The 14765-nt window shown below is 70.1% G+C and carries 11 protein-coding genes; 5 read left to right on the top strand and 6 right to left on the bottom strand.

Annotated features, from left to right (window positions below; genetic code table 11):
* Nucleotides 1-182: 182 nt before the first annotated feature.
* The 4 genes from AC1D2E_RS16985 to imuA all read right to left on the bottom strand — a co-directional run bounded on the left by AC1D2E_RS16985 (nt 183) and on the right by imuA (nt 5902).
* Entirely contained in the window at nt 183-353 is a 171-nt protein-coding gene (locus tag AC1D2E_RS16985; protein ID WP_478198462.1) for a hypothetical protein, read from the bottom strand.
* 124 nt (nt 354-477) lie between these two features.
* On the bottom strand, nt 478-3753 hold the full coding sequence (locus AC1D2E_RS16980) for an error-prone DNA polymerase (protein ID WP_478198461.1): 3276 nt from the start codon (nt 3751-3753) through the stop codon (nt 478-480).
* Nucleotides 3754-3810: 57 nt separating this feature from the next.
* Nucleotides 3811-5136: a DNA polymerase Y subunit UmuC family protein gene (locus tag AC1D2E_RS16975; protein WP_478198460.1), complete on the bottom strand. Its 1326-nt coding sequence runs from the start codon at nt 5134-5136 to the stop codon at nt 3811-3813.
* The gene (gene imuA / locus AC1D2E_RS16970) at nt 5105-5902 is read right to left on the bottom strand and encodes a translesion DNA synthesis-associated protein ImuA (protein WP_478198459.1); all 798 of its coding nucleotides are present in this window, start codon (nt 5900-5902) and stop codon (nt 5105-5107) included. Before imuA ends, AC1D2E_RS16975 begins: the two co-directional genes overlap by 32 nt.
* 97 nt (nt 5903-5999) lie before the next feature.
* Between imuA and AC1D2E_RS16965 the strand changes: the two genes are divergently transcribed.
* Entirely contained in the window at nt 6000-6953 is a 954-nt protein-coding gene (locus AC1D2E_RS16965; RefSeq protein ID WP_478198458.1) for an aldo/keto reductase, read from the top strand.
* 6 nt (nt 6954-6959) lie between these two features.
* On the opposite strand, the gene AC1D2E_RS16960 is transcribed toward AC1D2E_RS16965, so the two are convergent.
* On the bottom strand, nt 6960-7838 hold the full coding sequence (locus AC1D2E_RS16960) for an alpha/beta fold hydrolase (protein ID WP_478198457.1): 879 nt from the start codon (nt 7836-7838) through the stop codon (nt 6960-6962).
* A 31-nt stretch (nt 7839-7869) separates the two neighbouring features.
* Complete coding sequence (locus tag AC1D2E_RS16955) at nt 7870-8691, bottom strand: DODA-type extradiol aromatic ring-opening family dioxygenase (protein ID WP_478198456.1); 822 nt, start codon at nt 8689-8691, stop codon at nt 7870-7872.
* 91 nt (nt 8692-8782) lie between these two features.
* Here AC1D2E_RS16955 and AC1D2E_RS16950 point away from each other — a divergent pair, with 91 nt between their 5' ends.
* The 4 genes from AC1D2E_RS16950 to AC1D2E_RS16935 all read left to right on the top strand — a co-directional run bounded on the left by AC1D2E_RS16950 (nt 8783) and on the right by AC1D2E_RS16935 (nt 14763).
* Nucleotides 8783-9673, top strand: coding sequence for a LysR family transcriptional regulator (locus AC1D2E_RS16950; RefSeq protein ID WP_478198455.1), 891 nt, complete (start codon nt 8783-8785; stop codon nt 9671-9673).
* An 88-nt stretch (nt 9674-9761) separates the two neighbouring features.
* Nucleotides 9762-11645, top strand: a complete 1884-nt coding sequence (locus AC1D2E_RS16945; RefSeq protein WP_478198454.1) for an ABC transporter ATP-binding protein — start codon at nt 9762-9764, stop codon at nt 11643-11645.
* A 326-nt stretch (nt 11646-11971) separates the two neighbouring features.
* Nucleotides 11972-13357 carry a DUF2868 domain-containing protein gene (locus AC1D2E_RS16940; RefSeq protein WP_478198453.1) on the top strand — a complete coding sequence of 462 codons (1386 nt, stop codon included), beginning with the start codon at nt 11972-11974 and terminating at the stop codon, nt 13355-13357.
* Complete coding sequence (locus AC1D2E_RS16935; protein WP_478198452.1) at nt 13354-14763, top strand: GTPase/DUF3482 domain-containing protein; 1410 nt, start codon at nt 13354-13356, stop codon at nt 14761-14763. Before AC1D2E_RS16940 ends, AC1D2E_RS16935 begins: the two co-directional genes overlap by 4 nt.
* The last annotated feature ends 2 nt before the right edge of the window (nt 14764-14765 follow it).

Here is a 14765-nt window from a genome sequence, read left to right as displayed (position 1 = left end):
GGTCCGACGGTGGCGGGTCCACCACGGGCGCGGGCGGCGGCGACGTCGAGGGCGGCGTCGGGAGGTCGGGTGCCGGCGGCGGCGGCCCGATGGGCGTGCCGGCGCCGGCGCGCTGCAAGGCGGATGCGGTCATGGCGACAGGTTAGCGAAAAGCGCTTCGATGACGAAACCCCACGGCTCTGCTAGAACAGATCCAATCCGGCGGCCACCATCATCGCGACACCCGCCGCCACGCTGGCCCAATGGGCGAGGTTGGCGCACAGGTCCCAGTCGCGGTACCTGTGCTCGACGCTGCGCTGGAAAAACTCGCCGATGGCATCGAATTCCGGGCCTTGAATGTTCGCGATCATCATTGCACTCCGTGCATCGATGCTATGTCCGCAACGCCTCTTCCCCCGATGAAATCGGCGCCGCATATTGATGCTTCCTGCGCATGAATATCGCGGCCTGGGACAGCGCCGGACGCGACCCCGGATGTCAGTGGAAGTCACGGCTCGTGTTGCTCTGCGCCAGCCGTCCCAGCAGCGGCGTGAGGTCCCTGAAGCCGGTCGCCACCAGGTGGCGCACCTCGCCGCCGCTGTCGACGTCGCGCTGCCAGGTGCCCTGCACCGCCAGCAGCTGCGACTTGAGCAGCGGCTCGCGCCAGGCCTCGACCACGTGGCTCCAGACGATCACGTTGACGTTGCCGGTCTCGTCCTCGAGCGTGACGAAGATCGTGCCGTTGGCGGTCTGCGGCCGCTGGCGGCCCTTGACGATGCCGCAGGCCCGCACGGTCCGGCCGCTGGGCAGCGGGCGCAGCTGCTCCGCGCTCATGAGTTGCATGCGCGCCAGCCGCGAACGCAGCAGCGCCAGCGGATGGCGGCGCAGCGTGAGGCCGAGCGAGGCGTAGTCGCCGACGATCTCCTCGCCTTCGGACGCCGCGGGCAATCGCAGCGCAGGCTCGTCGATCGGCACGCCCTTGAGCAAGGCCGGTGCCCGGCGCTGCGCGGTCGCATCCCACACCTGCTGCCGGCGATGGCCCGAGAGCGACATCAGGGCATCGGCCGCGGCCAGCGCCGCCATGTCCCTGGCGTCGAGCTCGGCGCGCAGTGCCAGGTCCTCGGTGCTGGTGAATGGCGCCTGGGCGCGCGCCTCGAGCAAGCGCTCGGCGCCGGCCTTGCTGAGGCTGCCGACGCGTTTCAGGCCCAGGCGCACGGCCGGCTGGTTCGCGTTGCCCAGCCGTTCGGCATGGCGCGCATCGGTGCCGGGCGGCGCACGCGGCGCATCGGGGGCGCGCGCTTCGATCGTGCTGTCCATGTCGCTGGCCGTGACATCGACCGGCCGCACCTCGACGCCATGGCGGCGCGCATCCTGCACCAGCTGCGAAGGGCTGTAGAAGCCCATCGGCTGGGCATCGAGCAGCGCGGCCAGGAAGCAGGCGGGCTCGTGGCGCTTGAGCCAGGCGCTGACGCAGACCAGCAGCGCGAAGCTGGCCGCATGGCTTTCGGGAAAGCCGTAGTCGCCGAAGCCGAGAATCTGCTTGAAGATCGCTTCGGCGAAGGCGGGCGGGTAATCTCTATGAACCATTCCGTCCACGAGCTTCCTGTGGAATTTCTCGAGGCCGCCCTTGCGCTTCCAGGCGGCCATGGCCCGCCGCAATTGATCGGCCTCGTCGGCCGTGAATTCGGCCGCGATCATCGCGATCTGCATCACCTGCTCCTGGAAGATCGGCACGCCCAGCGTGCGCTCCAGCGCAGGCCTCAGCTCTTCCTTCTCGTAATGGATCGGCAGCCCCTTGCTCACTCGCTCGCGCTGCTTCAAATAGGGATGCACCATGCCGCCCTGGATCGGCCCGGGTCGGACGATCGCGACCTCGATCACCAGGTCTTCATAGGTGCGGGGCTTGAGGCGCGGCAGCATCGACATCTGGGCCCGGCTCTCGATCTGGAACACACCGACGGTGTCGGCGTCGCAGATCATCTCGAACACCTTTGGATCGTCGTTCGGCACCTGGTGCATCTCCAGCGTCGTTCCGCGCCAGCGATTCATCAGGTCAAGCCCGCGACGGATGGCGCTCAGCATGCCGAGCGCGAGCACGTCGACCTTGAGCATGCCGATCGCCTCGAGGTCGTCCTTCTCCCACTGGATGACCGAGCGGTCCTTCATCGAGGCCTTCTCGACCGGCACCAGCCGCGTGAGCCGGGTGTGGGTCAGCACGAAGCCGCCGACGTGCTGGCTCAGGTGGCGCGGGAAGCCCTTGAGGGCGCAGCTGAGATCGATCCACTGCTGCAGCTTGAGCGCGTCCTCCTGCACGCCGGCGCGCTCGGCCGCCGCCTGCAACTGCTCGCCGAGCACGGTCTCGTCGAACCAGTAGTGGTCCTTGGCGAATTCGTCGACCAGCCGGGCATCGATGCCGAGCGCCTTGCCGACGTCGCGCAACGCACTGCGCGAGCGATAGCAGATCACGACCGCGGCGATGGCGGCGCGTTCGCGACCGTACTTCTCGTAGATGTACTGGATAACCTCTTCGCGCCGCTGGTGCTCGAAGTCGACATCGATGTCGGGCGGCTCCTGGCGATGGCGGCTCAGGAAGCGCTCGAACAGCAGGGTGCCTTTTTCGGGCGGGATCGCGGTGATGCCGAGGCAGTAGCAGACCGCCGAGTTGGCCGAGGAGCCGCGGCCCTGGCAAAGGATATTTCGAGAGCGGGCGAAGCGCACGATGTCCTCGACCGTGAGGAAGAACATTTCGTACTCGAGTTCGTGGATCAGCGCGAGCTCGTGCTGGACCTGACGGCACACCCTCTCGGGAATGCCCGAGGCGAATCTTTCGAGCGGGTATCTCTTGAGCGCCCCTTCCCAGGTCTTTCGCGCCAGCGTCTGCGCCGGTGTCTCGTCGATGCCCACGCTTTCGAGCGGGTACTTGTAGTTCTCTCGGATCACCCGGGGATCGAAGCGGCAGCGATCGGCCACTTCGAGGGTGTTCGCGAGCATGCCGTGCGCATAGAGCCCGGCCAGCCGCACGCGCGGCCGCAGATAGCGCTCGGCGTTGGACTGCAATGCAAAGCCGCATTCGGCCACGGTCTTGCCTTCGCGCACCGCGGTCAGCACGTCGTGCAGCGGCTTGCGCTTGCGCGAATGCATGTGGACGTCGCCGGCCGCCACCAGCGGCACGCCGGCACGCCGGCCCGCCTCGACCAGCGCGACGAACCAGAGGTCGTCGTCGAGTTCGTTGAGCAGTTCCAGGGCCAGCCAGAGATTGCCGTCGAACAACGCCTTGGCGGCCATCAGGTCGTCGTGCAGCGCATCGGCGTCGACCGTCTCGCCGGGCTTGCGATCCGGCACGAAGAGAATCTGGCAGTGCCGCAGCGAGGCCACGTCGCTGCCTTCCCAGCTCACGCGGTACTCGCCCTTGGGCAACTCGGTGTTGCGCGCCGCGGTGATGAATTCGCAGAGGTTGCCCCAGCCTTCGGTGTCGTTGGCGATGACCACCAGCCGGAAGCGCTCGAAGCGGAACTCGCTGCCGAACAGCAGCCGGAAATCCGGGTGGCGCGGAATCGGCTGCTCCTCGGGATGCTCACGCTCGTAGGCGTCGAGCTTGGCGGGCAGCTCGCGCAAGCCCACATAGGCCCGCACCACGCCGGCCACCGAGCACTCGTCGGTGATCGCGAGCGCCGCATAGCCGAGGTGGTAGGCGCGCTCGACCAGTTCCTCCGGCGTGGAGGCGCCGCGCTGGAAGCTGAAGTTGGTGACGCTATGCAGTTCGGCATACATCATGGCTCGCCCCCAGGTTGCCCGCACTTCGTGTCGGGCRACCTGGGGGCGAGCCACATGTCAGGCATAGAGGCCTTGCAGGTACCAGCACACCTCGCCCTCTGAAAAGCAGGCGCTCGGGCGCTCGCGGAAGATCCAGACCAGGCCGGCTTCGGGACTCTCGGCGACGTAGTAGTCGCGCACCGCGGGCTGTCCGCCCTCCCCCACGCCGCCCCACCAGCCGGCCTCGACCCGCTGGGGTCCGATCAGCTTGCGCAGCAGTCCGCGGTAGCAGGGACGCTCGCCGTCCATCTCGAGGCGCAGGGGTTTGGACAGCAGCCAGGCCGGATAGATCGCGTCGGCCGGGGACGGCGATGACGCCGCCACGGCCTTGCCCGCCGTGCGCAGCGCCGGCTCCCAGGCCTGGCGGCGCTCCGGCCGGTGATCGGCCTGTGCCACCGCGCGCAGCACCTGCTGCGGACCGAGCCGCGCGCTGAGCCGCTCGACCAGTTCGTGCAGCTTGTCGCCCTTGCGGTTGTCCTCGGGCAGGAAGCTGGTGCTGGCACCGGCCCAGGGCGTGGTGTCGAGGGTGCGCAGGCGCAGCCAGCTCGCGGGCGCGGCCAGCGTGGCGAGCGCGAGTTTCTCGGCCATCAGGCGGCGCAGGTGCACCATGTCCTGGGTCGGCTCTGCCGTGCGCACCACGATCTGCTGGTGCGGTGGCAGGTCGACGCCGTTGAAGCGCTTGAGGTCGAGCGTCCATTGCAGCTCGAGCGCCACCGCACCGCGCTGCCGTGCGCGCAGCCAGATCTGCAGCGCCGCGAGCAGGCGGTTGGCCGACCACATGAGCTCGCTGGCGCCCTCGGCCAGCGCGGGCAGTTCGAGCTTCTGCTCGAACACCTCGGGCAGCGTGAGCCAGCGATGGCTTTCGGGCCGCAAGCCCCAGGCCGCATCGAGTGCCGCGCGCAGTTCCTTGCCGAAGCGGCGCACGAGGCCGCCGCGCGGCAGCGCCGCCACGTCGCCCCAGCTGCGGCAGCCCAGGTGCGCCAGCACGTCGAGGTGCTCGCGCGCGGCGCTCAGCGTGTCGAGCGGCAGGCCCGCGGGCAGATCGGCCGGTGGCTGCTGGCCGCGCGCAAACATCCGCAGCCGCGCGAGTGCGACCAGGCTGGTCGCGCCCTGCGCCTGCCGCAGGCGCTGCGGCGCCGCCGGATTGAGGTTCGCGATCTGGCGCATCAAGCCGAGCCGGCCGCCCCACAGGCGCTCGCAGGCCGACACCTCGAGCAGCAGCGCTTCGTCGACCCAGGCGACGCGCGGCGTGAACTGCAGGGCCCACCAGCCGAGTGCTTCGGGGGACGGAGGAAGCGCCTCGGCTTGCGGGTCAGGCTGCCACCGCAATGCGATCCAGTGCATGGCCGGCTCTCTGCTGGAAGTCGAGGCGCACCACCGTGGCGCCTTGGCCCTCTTGCGCGGCGCCCTCCTGCTGCCGCAGCAGCTTGCGCCGCAACTGGCTCGCGGCGAGCAGCGCCGTCATGCGCTGGCTGCGTGCCGGCAGCCGGATCGGCGAAGCCAGCGGCGGACCGCGGCGCTTGAGGATGTGGACATCGATCTGCGTGCGGTCGTGCTCGCCGGCCACCAGTTGCAGCCGCAGGCGTGCCGGCGAGGTGGAGGCCGCCACGGATGCGGGCCGAAAGACGAACAGCAGCGATTCGTGCTGGGCCGCCGCCAGTTGCAGCCGCCGCAATTCGCCCACCCGCGCCTGCGGCAGCCAGGCCAGCACGGCGGCGACGTCGGCGCAGCGCAACGCCTGCTCGCAGGCCCAGAGCCGCGCGGCCGAGGCCTCGCTGCGGATCCACAGCAGCGATTCGACCGGCAGGCCGCCAGCCGCCAGCGAAGGCCCGAAAGGTTCGTGAGGTGCGCCGATCAGCGCGACCGGACCGGTGCCGCCCTGCACGGCCCGGGCCAGTGCGGGCAGCAGCAACTGCCACGCATGCGCCTCGGGGGCGGACTGCAGCAACTCGGTCATCGCCCCGACCGGCCAGCCGCCGCCGGGCAGTTGGGCGTCGAGCGCGGCATGGCCGGTGCCGATGACCTGCGCGTCGGCCAGGCTGAGCTCGTCCGCGCGCCACATCCCGTGGCGCGCGGAGGAGGAAAAAGAGTCGAGGGAAGGGAGGCCCATGATGAATTGATGACTGTATTTTTATACAGTATTCAGCCATCGTGGAAGATTTTTGTAAGTACGGGGGAAAGCAGACACCCCAGCGCGCCTGGCGCCGATGGAGTACATATTCCGAGTGCCTTCTTCGCCCACCCTCACCCGCGGCGAGTTGCTTCGCCTGGCCGCAGCGCTCTCGCTTTCCGCCGCCTTGCCGCGACCCGCCGCCGCCCAGTCCCCGGGAGTCCGACGCATGAACACCCGCCCCATCCCCGCCACGCGCGAAGCCCTTCCCGTGGTCGGCTGCGGCACCTGGATCGGCTTCGACGTCGTTGCCGGCAGCGCCGAATACCAGCGCCTGCCCGGCGTTCTCGATGCACTGTTCGCCGCCGGCGGCACGGTACTCGACAGCTCGCCGATGTATGGCCGCTCCGAGGCCGTGACCGGCGACCTGCTGGCCGCCGCCAACCAGCGCGCCAAAGCCTTCCTCGCCACCAAGGTCTGGACCTCCGGCCGCGACGCCGGCATCGCCCAAATGGAGCAGTCCTTCCAGCGCCTGCGCACCGATCGCATCGACCTGATGCAGGTGCACAACCTGGTCGACTGGCGCACCCACCTCAAGACCTTGCGCGGTTGGAAGGACCAGGGCCGCGTGCGCACCATCGGCATCACGCACTACACGGCCTCGGCCTATGCCGAGGTCGAGGCGGTGCTGCGCGCCGAGAAGCTCGACTTCCTGCAGATCAACTACTCGATCGATGAGCGCGAAGCGGCCCGGCGCCTGCTGCCGCTGGCCGCCGAGCGCGGCGTGGCGGTGATCGTCAACCTGCCTTTCGGTGGCGGCGGATTGCTGCGGCGACTGCGCGACAAGCCCCTGCCGGCCTGGGCCGCCGAGATCGGCTGTACGAGTTGGGCCCAGGTGCTGCTCAAGTTCGTGCTGAGCCACCCGGCCGTGACCTGCACCATTCCCGGTACCAGCCGGCCCGAGCACATGGCGGACAACGCGGCGGCCGGTGCGGGTACGTTTCCGGACGCCGAGTTCTGGCGGCGCAACGCGGCTTCGCTGCCTCTTTGAGCCTCTTCAATCCAGGAAGCTCAGCAGCGCCGCGTTGAACGCATCCGCCCGCTCGAACTGAGCCCAATGCCCGGCGCCGTCGATCACCACGCCTTTGCGCTCAGGATGACCGGCGACGAGTTGTGCCACCAGGGGCCGCGAATCGGCCGTCACGTCGTGCTCGCCCCAGAGCAGCAATTGCGGCCCACCGATCGCATCGAGCGCGGCCTGCAGCCCGCCGGACTGCGAGACCTCCTTGCTGCGAAAGCGCGTGCCGTGGCAGGAGATGTCGTGGATCGCGAAGGCCAGCGCATCGATGGCCGCCTTGTCGTGCAGCATCAGGGCGGCCAGGTTGTGCAGCAGCGCACCGCGCTCCTGGTCGCGGTCCTCGGCGGCGCGCCAGTTGATCATCTCCACCGTCATGCGCCGCAGCGTGCCGTGGCCGCCGCTGCCCACCAGGGCCAGGCGCCGGATATGCCCGCGGCGCTGGCCGAACTTGGCCGCGACCAGGCCGCCGAACGAGAAGCCGCCGAGGTCGATGTCCGTCTGCGCGCCGATCAGGCTGTCGAGCGTTCCGGAGAGCGCCTCGAGCAACGGGTCGACCGCGGCCTGGCCGGCCGCCGGCTTCGACGGTGCGTCGGATTCGTTGAAGCCCGGCATGTCGGGCAGCCACAGCGTGTGCGAGGCCGACAGCGCCTCGACATTGCGCAGCCAGTGCATCCAGCTGCCATGGCCGCCGTGCAGCAGCACCAATGGCGGGTGCGTGTCGTCGCTGCCAAAGCAGCGCCAGCGCACGCGCACGCCGTCGTGTTCGGCGTCGTGAGAGGTGGACAGCGCGTCGATGCGCGCGATCAACGCGAGCGCATCGGCTTCCGCCCGCGGATCGAAGGTCGAGAAATAGGGCACCGGCCGATTGTGCCGCCTGCCACCCCGGCGTTCAGGCCGCCGCTTTCCCGAAGCGGAAGCTCGACACCGAGATCCCGCCCATGAACGCATCCTCGTGGTAGATGCGCTCGCCCGCTTCGCCTTCTGCCGCACCGACCGCGACCATCAACGGGATCAGGTGCTCCTCGCGCGGGTGCGCGATCCGGGCCGCGGGTGCCGCCGACCATTGCAGCAGATGCTCGACCCGTTGCGGCGGCGTGCTGCGAACCATGGCCGCATCGAGCCAGTCGTCGAAGGCCTTCGACACATCGCGCGCCTGCGGACCGAAGTTGCGCAGGTTGTGATAGCTCAGGCCGCTGCCGACGATCAGCACGTTCTCGTCGCGCAACGGCGCAATCGCACGGCCCAGCGCGATGTGCTCCGCCGGATCGAGTCCGCGCCGCAGCGACAGCTGCACCACCGGCACCTCGGCCTGCGGGTAGATCGCGGCCATCGGCGAAAAGGTGCCGTGGTCGAAGCCGCGCTCGGCGTCGAGTGCAGCGGGCAGGCCGGCCGCGTCGACCAGCGACTGCACGCGGCGCGCCAGCTCGGGGGAACCGGGCGCGTCGTAGTGGATCTGGTAGGTGTGGGCAGGGAAGCCGCCATAGTCGTAGATCATCGGCGGGCGCGGGTTGCCCATCACGGTGAAGGCGGGCTCCTCCCAATGCGCCGACACCATGAGGATCGCAGCCGGCGTGCGGCCGATCTGGCGCGGCATGTCGGCCAGCGCGGCTTCGAGGCGGTCGTAGGCATGGCCCATCTCCTTCTTCATCCAGGRCCAGGGGCCGCCGCCGTGCGAGATGAAATAGGTGGGCAGTGTCGAAGTGGTGCGCATGGAATGCTCCTTGAGCGCCAGTCTAAGGATTTCCCACAGAGAAATCGATAGGCTAGGATTCATCGATTCGTTTCCCAGGAGGAAATCATCGATGGACCGCCTGACCAGTCTTCGGGTCTTCAGGGAGGTGGTGGAATCGGGCAGTTTCGCCGCCGCCGCCGGGCGCCTCGCAATCTCGGCGCCGATGGCCAGCAAGCATGTGGCGCAACTCGAGAAATCGCTGGGCGCCCGCCTGCTGCATCGATCCAGCCGGCACCTGAGCCTGACCGAGGCCGGCCAGGCCTGGTACGAGCAGAGCCGCCGCGCGCTCGACCTGCTCGACGCCGCCGAGAACGCGATCGGCCAGAAGAACGAGGTGCCGCGCGGCCAGCTCAAGGTCAGCGCGCCCGTGTGGTGCGCCACCCCGCGCTTCGCTGCCGTGCTGGCCGGCTACCGGGAACGCTGTCCCGAGGTGCTGGTCGACATGCACCTGGAGAACCGCAAGGTCGACCTCGCGGCCGACGGCTACGACCTCGCGCTGCGGGCCGCGCAGGAACTCTCGCCGGCCCTGATCGCACGGCCGCTGTGCACGCTGCAGTTCCACCTGGTGGCGTCGCCCGCCTGCATCGAACGCGCCGGCATGCCGGCCGTGCCCGCCGACCTGGCGAAGCTCGACGCCATCGTGCCGAGCTACGTGCGCATCGAGGGCCTGGCGCTCAAGGACGGCAAGGGCCGCCAGGCGCCGCTGCGGCTGCGGCCGGTGATGAAGTCGGACGACACCACGCTGACCCTGCATGCGGTGCGCTCGGGCATCGGCATGTCCTTCCTGCCTGAGTGGCTGATCGATGACGACCTCGCGCAGGGCCGGCTGCTGCGGCTGGTGCCGGACTACAAGGCACCGGCGGTGACCCTGTTCGCGGTCTACACCAGCCGGCAGTACATGGCGCCCAAGCTGCGCAGCTTCATCGACTTCGTCGGCCAGCGCCTGGGCGCGTCCGAGTAGCCCCCACGAAACGTCGCGGCGCAAGCCCCCTGGCGTGCGCAGTCGCTTGCCCGCCGCTACAGTGACGCCTCATTGGAGACCGTCCGCCTTGTTTCGCTACTTCGAAAAACTTCTTCCCGCCTATCCCGCCGCCGAACCCGAACTGCCGCCGCGCGGCCTCCTCGCCTTCCTGTGGGCCTGCACCCGTGGCCTGCGCGGCAAGATCGCCGCGATGGCGCTGCTGACGGCCGCGATGTCGGCCTTCGAGGCGCTGCTGTTCGCGATGCTCGGACGCATCGTCGACTGGCTCGGCGGCCAGGTTCCCGCGCGCCTCTGGGAAGAGCGCGGCACCACGCTGATGTGGCTCGGCTTCGCGCTGGCCGCGAGCATCGGCGTGGTGGCGCTGCAGACCATCGTCAAGCACCAGACGCTGGCGGTGAACCTGCCGATGCGGCTGCGCTGGAACTTCCACCGCCTGATGCTCGGCCAGAGCATGGCCTTCTACCAGGACGAGTTCGCCGGCCGCATCACGGCCAAGGTCATGCAGACCGCGCTGGCGGTGCGCGAGACGATCTTCGTGCTGGCCGACGTGCTGGTCGCGATGGTCGTCTACGTCGCCACCATGATCGTGCTGGCGGCGGTGCTCGACCGCCAGCTGATGCTGCCCTTCCTGGTCTGGCTGGCGCTCTACATCGGCTCGCTGGTCTTCTTCGTGCCGCGCCTCGGCAAAGTGGGCAAGGCGCAGGCCGACGCACGCGCCTCGATGACCGGGCGCGTGACCGACGCCTACACCAACATCGCCACCGTCAAGCTGTTCTCGCACACCCAGCGCGAGGCCGGCTTCGCGCGCTCGGCCATGAAGGAGTTCATGGGCACCGGCTATGCCCAGATGCGGCTCGTGAGCGCCTTCGAGATCGTCAACCATACGCTGAGCATGGGCCTGACCGCCGGCATGGCGGGCATGGCGCTGTGGCTCTGGTCGCAGGGCGCGGTCGGCGTCGGCGCGGTGGCCGCCGCCACTGCGATGGCCTTGCGGCTGCAGGGCATGTCGCACTGGATCATGTGGGAGATGACCAGCCTGTTCGAGAACATCGGCACGGTGCAGGACGGCATGAACACGCTGTCGCGGCCACGCACGGTGCTCGACGCCGCCGACGCGAAGACCCTCGACGTCCCGCGCGGCGAAGTGCGCTTCGCGCATGCGAGCTTCCGCTACGGCAAGGCCGGCCGCCGCGTGATCGACGACCTGAGCCTCACCGTCAGGCCCGGCGAGAAGATCGGACTGGTCGGCCGCTCGGGTGCCGGCAAGTCGACCTTGGTGAACCTGCTGCTGCGCTTCCACGACCTGGAAAGCGGCCGCATCCTGATCGACGGCCAGGACATCGCCCACGTCACGCAGGACAGCCTGCGCGCGCACATCGGCATGGTGACGCAGGACACCTCGCTGATGCATCGCTCGGTGGCCGACAACATCGCCTACGGCCGGCCCGATGCCGGCGAGGCCGCGATCCGCGCCGCCGCCGACCGCGCCGAGGCGCACGACTTCATCCAGACGCTGGGCGATGCGAATGGCCGGCGCGGCTACCAGGCGCACGTGGGCGAGCGCGGCGTGAAGCTGTCGGGCGGCCAGCGCCAGCGCATCGCGATCGCCCGCGTGATGCTGAAAGACGCGCCGATCCTGCTGCTCGACGAAGCCACCAGCGCGCTCGATTCCGAGGTCGAGGCCGCAATCCAGGCCAGCCTGTACCGCCTGATGGAAGGCAAGACCGTGATCGCGATCGCGCACCGCCTCTCCACCATCGCGGCGATGGACCGGCTGATCGTGCTCGACAACGGCCGCGTGGTCGAGGAAGGCGACCACAAGGCGCTGCTGGCCAGGGGCGGCCTCTACGCCCGGCTCTGGGCGCACCAGAGCGGGGGCTTCCTCGGTGACGGGGACGAAGATGGCGACGACGAAGAAAGCGGCGCCCTGCGGGAACCGTCGACGGTCTGACTCGCGCGTCCTACAGTGGGCCGTGACGGCCGCCGACATCGGATCCACCGCGTGCTGCCACATTGGATTCATCTTCAACAAAGAGGATTTCCACCATGAATTCCATCATTTACATCGTCGGTCTGGTCGTGGTCGTGGTCGCTGTGCTCTCCTTCTTCGGCCTGCGCTGACCGCGGCTGTTCCTCTTTTCTTCCGCCCTCTGCGAGAGGGCCCGCCGGGGTCGCTTGCGGCCCCGTTTTTCGTGGGCCGCCGGCGCGGCTTCGCCGGGCATAATTTCGCGCTCCACGCCGGTGCGCCGGCGCCATGCCCCGTTGTGAAGGAAGCCGTTGAATCCCGTCGCGCCGCCGCCCTCTTCGTTCCAGGACGCGGTCATCACCGAGTCGGTGAAGCTGGTCGAAGAGGCAGGGCCGCTCGACGATGCGCAAGCGATGCGGCAGGCCATGAGCCATCATGGCGATGCCGCCGGACGCATCCTCGAACGCGCACGCCTGCTGGGGCAGCGCATCGGGCTGCAGGCCGAGCTGGCGCGGGCGCGTGCCTGGGCGCCGTGGGTGCTGCTGGGCCTGGTCGCGCTGATCGTGATCGCCGGGCTTTCGCTGGCGGGCAACGTGCTCGGYGGCGGCCAGCGGCAGATCAACGTCGTGGTCGCGCTGGCCAGCCTGCTGGGGCTGCACCTCCTCACCCTGCTGCTGTGGCTGCTCGGGCTGGCGCTGCCGCTCGGCGCCTTCCCGGCCTCCTTCGGCTGGCTCTGGCTGAGCCTCACGGCCCGCGTCGCCGGCGGCCGGCGCGGCCAGGCGCCGGTGCTGCTGCGCGCCACCACGCGGCTGCTGGCGCGCGCCCGGCTGCTGCCCTGGGCGCTGGGCTTCGTGAGCCATGCGATCTGGACGCTGTCCTTCGCGACGGTGCTCGCGGCACTGTTGTTCGCGCTGGCCTTCCGCAGCTACACGCTGAACTGGGAAACCACCATCCTCGACCCCGCCTTCTTCGTGCGCAGCGTGCAGGCGCTCGGGCAGGCGCCGGCCTGGCTGGGCTTCCCGGTGCCTGACGCGCAGGCTGTGCTGTCGCCGCTGGCGGCGGCTTCGGGCCAGCGCGCCTGGGGGCTGTGGCTCACGGGCTGCATCGTGGTCTACGGGCTGCTGCCGCGCCTGGCCTTCGCGCTGCTGAGCGCGGCCGTCTGGGCCCTGCGCAGGAAGGGCCTGCAGCCCGATCTTTCCGAGCCCGGATTCCAACGGCTGCTGGCACGCTTCGAAGCGCTGGAGCCGCGGCAGATCGTCGATGCCGATCCCGGCCGCATCCCTCGCGGCACGCCGTCGCACCTGTCGGCCGGCAACACCACCGACACCCTGATCGCCATCGGGTTCGAGCTGCCGCCGGAACAGCCGTGGCCCCCGGCCCGGCTCGACATCGCGACCGCGCAAGCGCTGCGCATCGACGGCAGCGCGGCCCAGCGGCGCGAACTGCTCGACACCCTGGCCCGCGTGCGGCCGCGGCGCGCAGTGGTCGGCTGCCGCGCCGCGTCCAGCCCCGACCGCGGCACGGAGCGCTTCCTGCGCGAGGTGATGGCCCTGTGCGGCGAATGCCGGCTGTGGCTGCTCGGCGGCCCGGCGGATGCCGCGGCCCGGCTGCGCTGGCAGGCCTGGCTGGCCGATGTCGGCCTCCAGGAACTCGGCGCCGGCGACGCAGCGGAGGCCGTGTTGCACGGCTGGGCATGACGGCCCCGATCCGCATCGCCGTGGTCGGCCATGCCAACGCCGGCAAGACCTCGCTGCTGCGCACGCTGACGCGGCGCGTGAACTTCGGCGAGGTCTCGGAGCGCCCCGGCACCACGCGCCACGTCGAGGCCGTCGACCTGCAGGTCGACGGCGCGCCGGCGGTTCGCTTCCTCGACACGCCGGGGCTCGAGGACGCGGTCGCGCTGCGCGAACACATCGATGGCCTCGACAAGGCCGCGATGCCGCCCGAGCGCATCCGCCGGTTCCTGCAGGGCCCCGAGGCGCATGGCGTCTTCGAGCAGGAGGCGAAGGTGCTGCGCGCGCTGCTCGAGGTCGAAGCCGCGTTCCTCGTGATCGATGCGCGAGAACCCGTGCTGCCCAAGTTCCGCGCCGAGATCGAGCTGCTGAACGCCTGCGCGCGGCCGCTGCTGCCGGTGCTCAATTTCGTCCGCGATGCGGCCAGCCGCGAGGCCGCATGGAAAGAGTTGTTGTCGGCCTATGGACTGCACGTGGTGGTGCGCTTCGATGCGGCAGCGCCCTTCGTCGGCGCCGAGCGCGAGCTCTATCGCGACCTCGCCACCCTGCTGCGCGACCGGCGGGCACGGCTCGATCGCGTGGCGGTCTTCCTCGAGGAGGAATTCGCGCAGCGCCGCCAGGCGGCGGGCATGCGCGTCGCCGAGCTGCTGGTCGACGCCGCGTCGATGCGGCGCACCGTGCCGGCCGCCGACTTCGCAGACGCGCCGACCCGGCAGCGATCGATCTCCGCCTTGCAGCAGGCCGTGTTCGACAAGGCGCAGCGCTGCGCCGACGACCTGCTGGCGCTCTACGGCTTTCGCGAAGGCGATGCCGACGAAGCCGCGCTGCCGCTGCTGGAAGGCCGCTGGGCCATGGATTTCTTCCATCCCGAGGCCCTGAAGGATGCCGGCATCCTGCTCGGCAAGGGCGTGGCGGTGGGGGCCGCGGTCGGCGTGGTGGCCGACCTCGCGCTGGCCGGCCTCTCGCTCGGCGCCGGTGCGGCGCTCGGCGGCGCCATCGGCGGCGCGGTGTCGCAGGGCCTCGGGCCGCTGGGCCGCAAGCTGGTCAACAAGCTGCGCGACGTGCATGAACTGACGGTCGAAGACCGCGTGCTGTTCGTGCTCGCGGCCTGGCAGATCGCGTTGCTGCGGGCGCTCGAGCAGCGCGGCCATGCCGCGATCGACCGCATCGCGGCCGGCTCCGGGGAGCCGGTGGCGGCCGCCCGGCAGGCGCTGGCGGACCTGGTACGGGCGGCGCAGCCCGCGCGCAGCCACCCGGAATGGGAGGTCGGCACGCGAGCGCGCTGGCGCGAGGCGCCGCAGCGGCAGGCGCTGTTGGCCGCGGTCGCGCTGCGCGTGCCGGCCGTCATCGAGGCGCTGAAGGAGCATTGAGC

The sequence above is a fragment of the Variovorax sp. P1_H2 genome, assembly GCF_056405295.1.
The sequence above is the reverse complement of the archived record's forward strand: the minus strand, read 5'-3'. Positions and strand labels throughout refer to the sequence as shown.

Bases quoted from the DNA above. Each gene is read 5' to 3' on its own strand.
- AC1D2E_RS16950 (WP_478198455.1), top strand. From the start codon at position 8,783: ATGGACCGCCTGACCAGTCTTCGGGTCTTCAGGGAGGTGGTGGAATCG.
- AC1D2E_RS16985 (WP_478198462.1), bottom strand. From the start codon at position 353: ATGATGATCGCGAACATTCAAGGCCCGGAATTCGATGCCATCGGCGAG.
- AC1D2E_RS16980 (WP_478198461.1), bottom strand. From the start codon at position 3,753: ATGATGTATGCCGAACTGCATAGCGTCACCAACTTCAGCTTCCAGCGC.
- AC1D2E_RS16965 (WP_478198458.1), top strand. From the start codon at position 6,000: ATGGAGTACATATTCCGAGTGCCTTCTTCGCCCACCCTCACCCGCGGC.
- AC1D2E_RS16975 (WP_478198460.1), bottom strand. From the start codon at position 5,136: ATGCACTGGATCGCATTGCGGTGGCAGCCTGACCCGCAAGCCGAGGCG.
- imuA (WP_478198459.1), bottom strand. From the start codon at position 5,902: ATGGGCCTCCCTTCCCTCGACTCTTTTTCCTCCTCCGCGCGCCACGGG.
- AC1D2E_RS16935 (WP_478198452.1), top strand. From the start codon at position 13,354: ATGACGGCCCCGATCCGCATCGCCGTGGTCGGCCATGCCAACGCCGGC.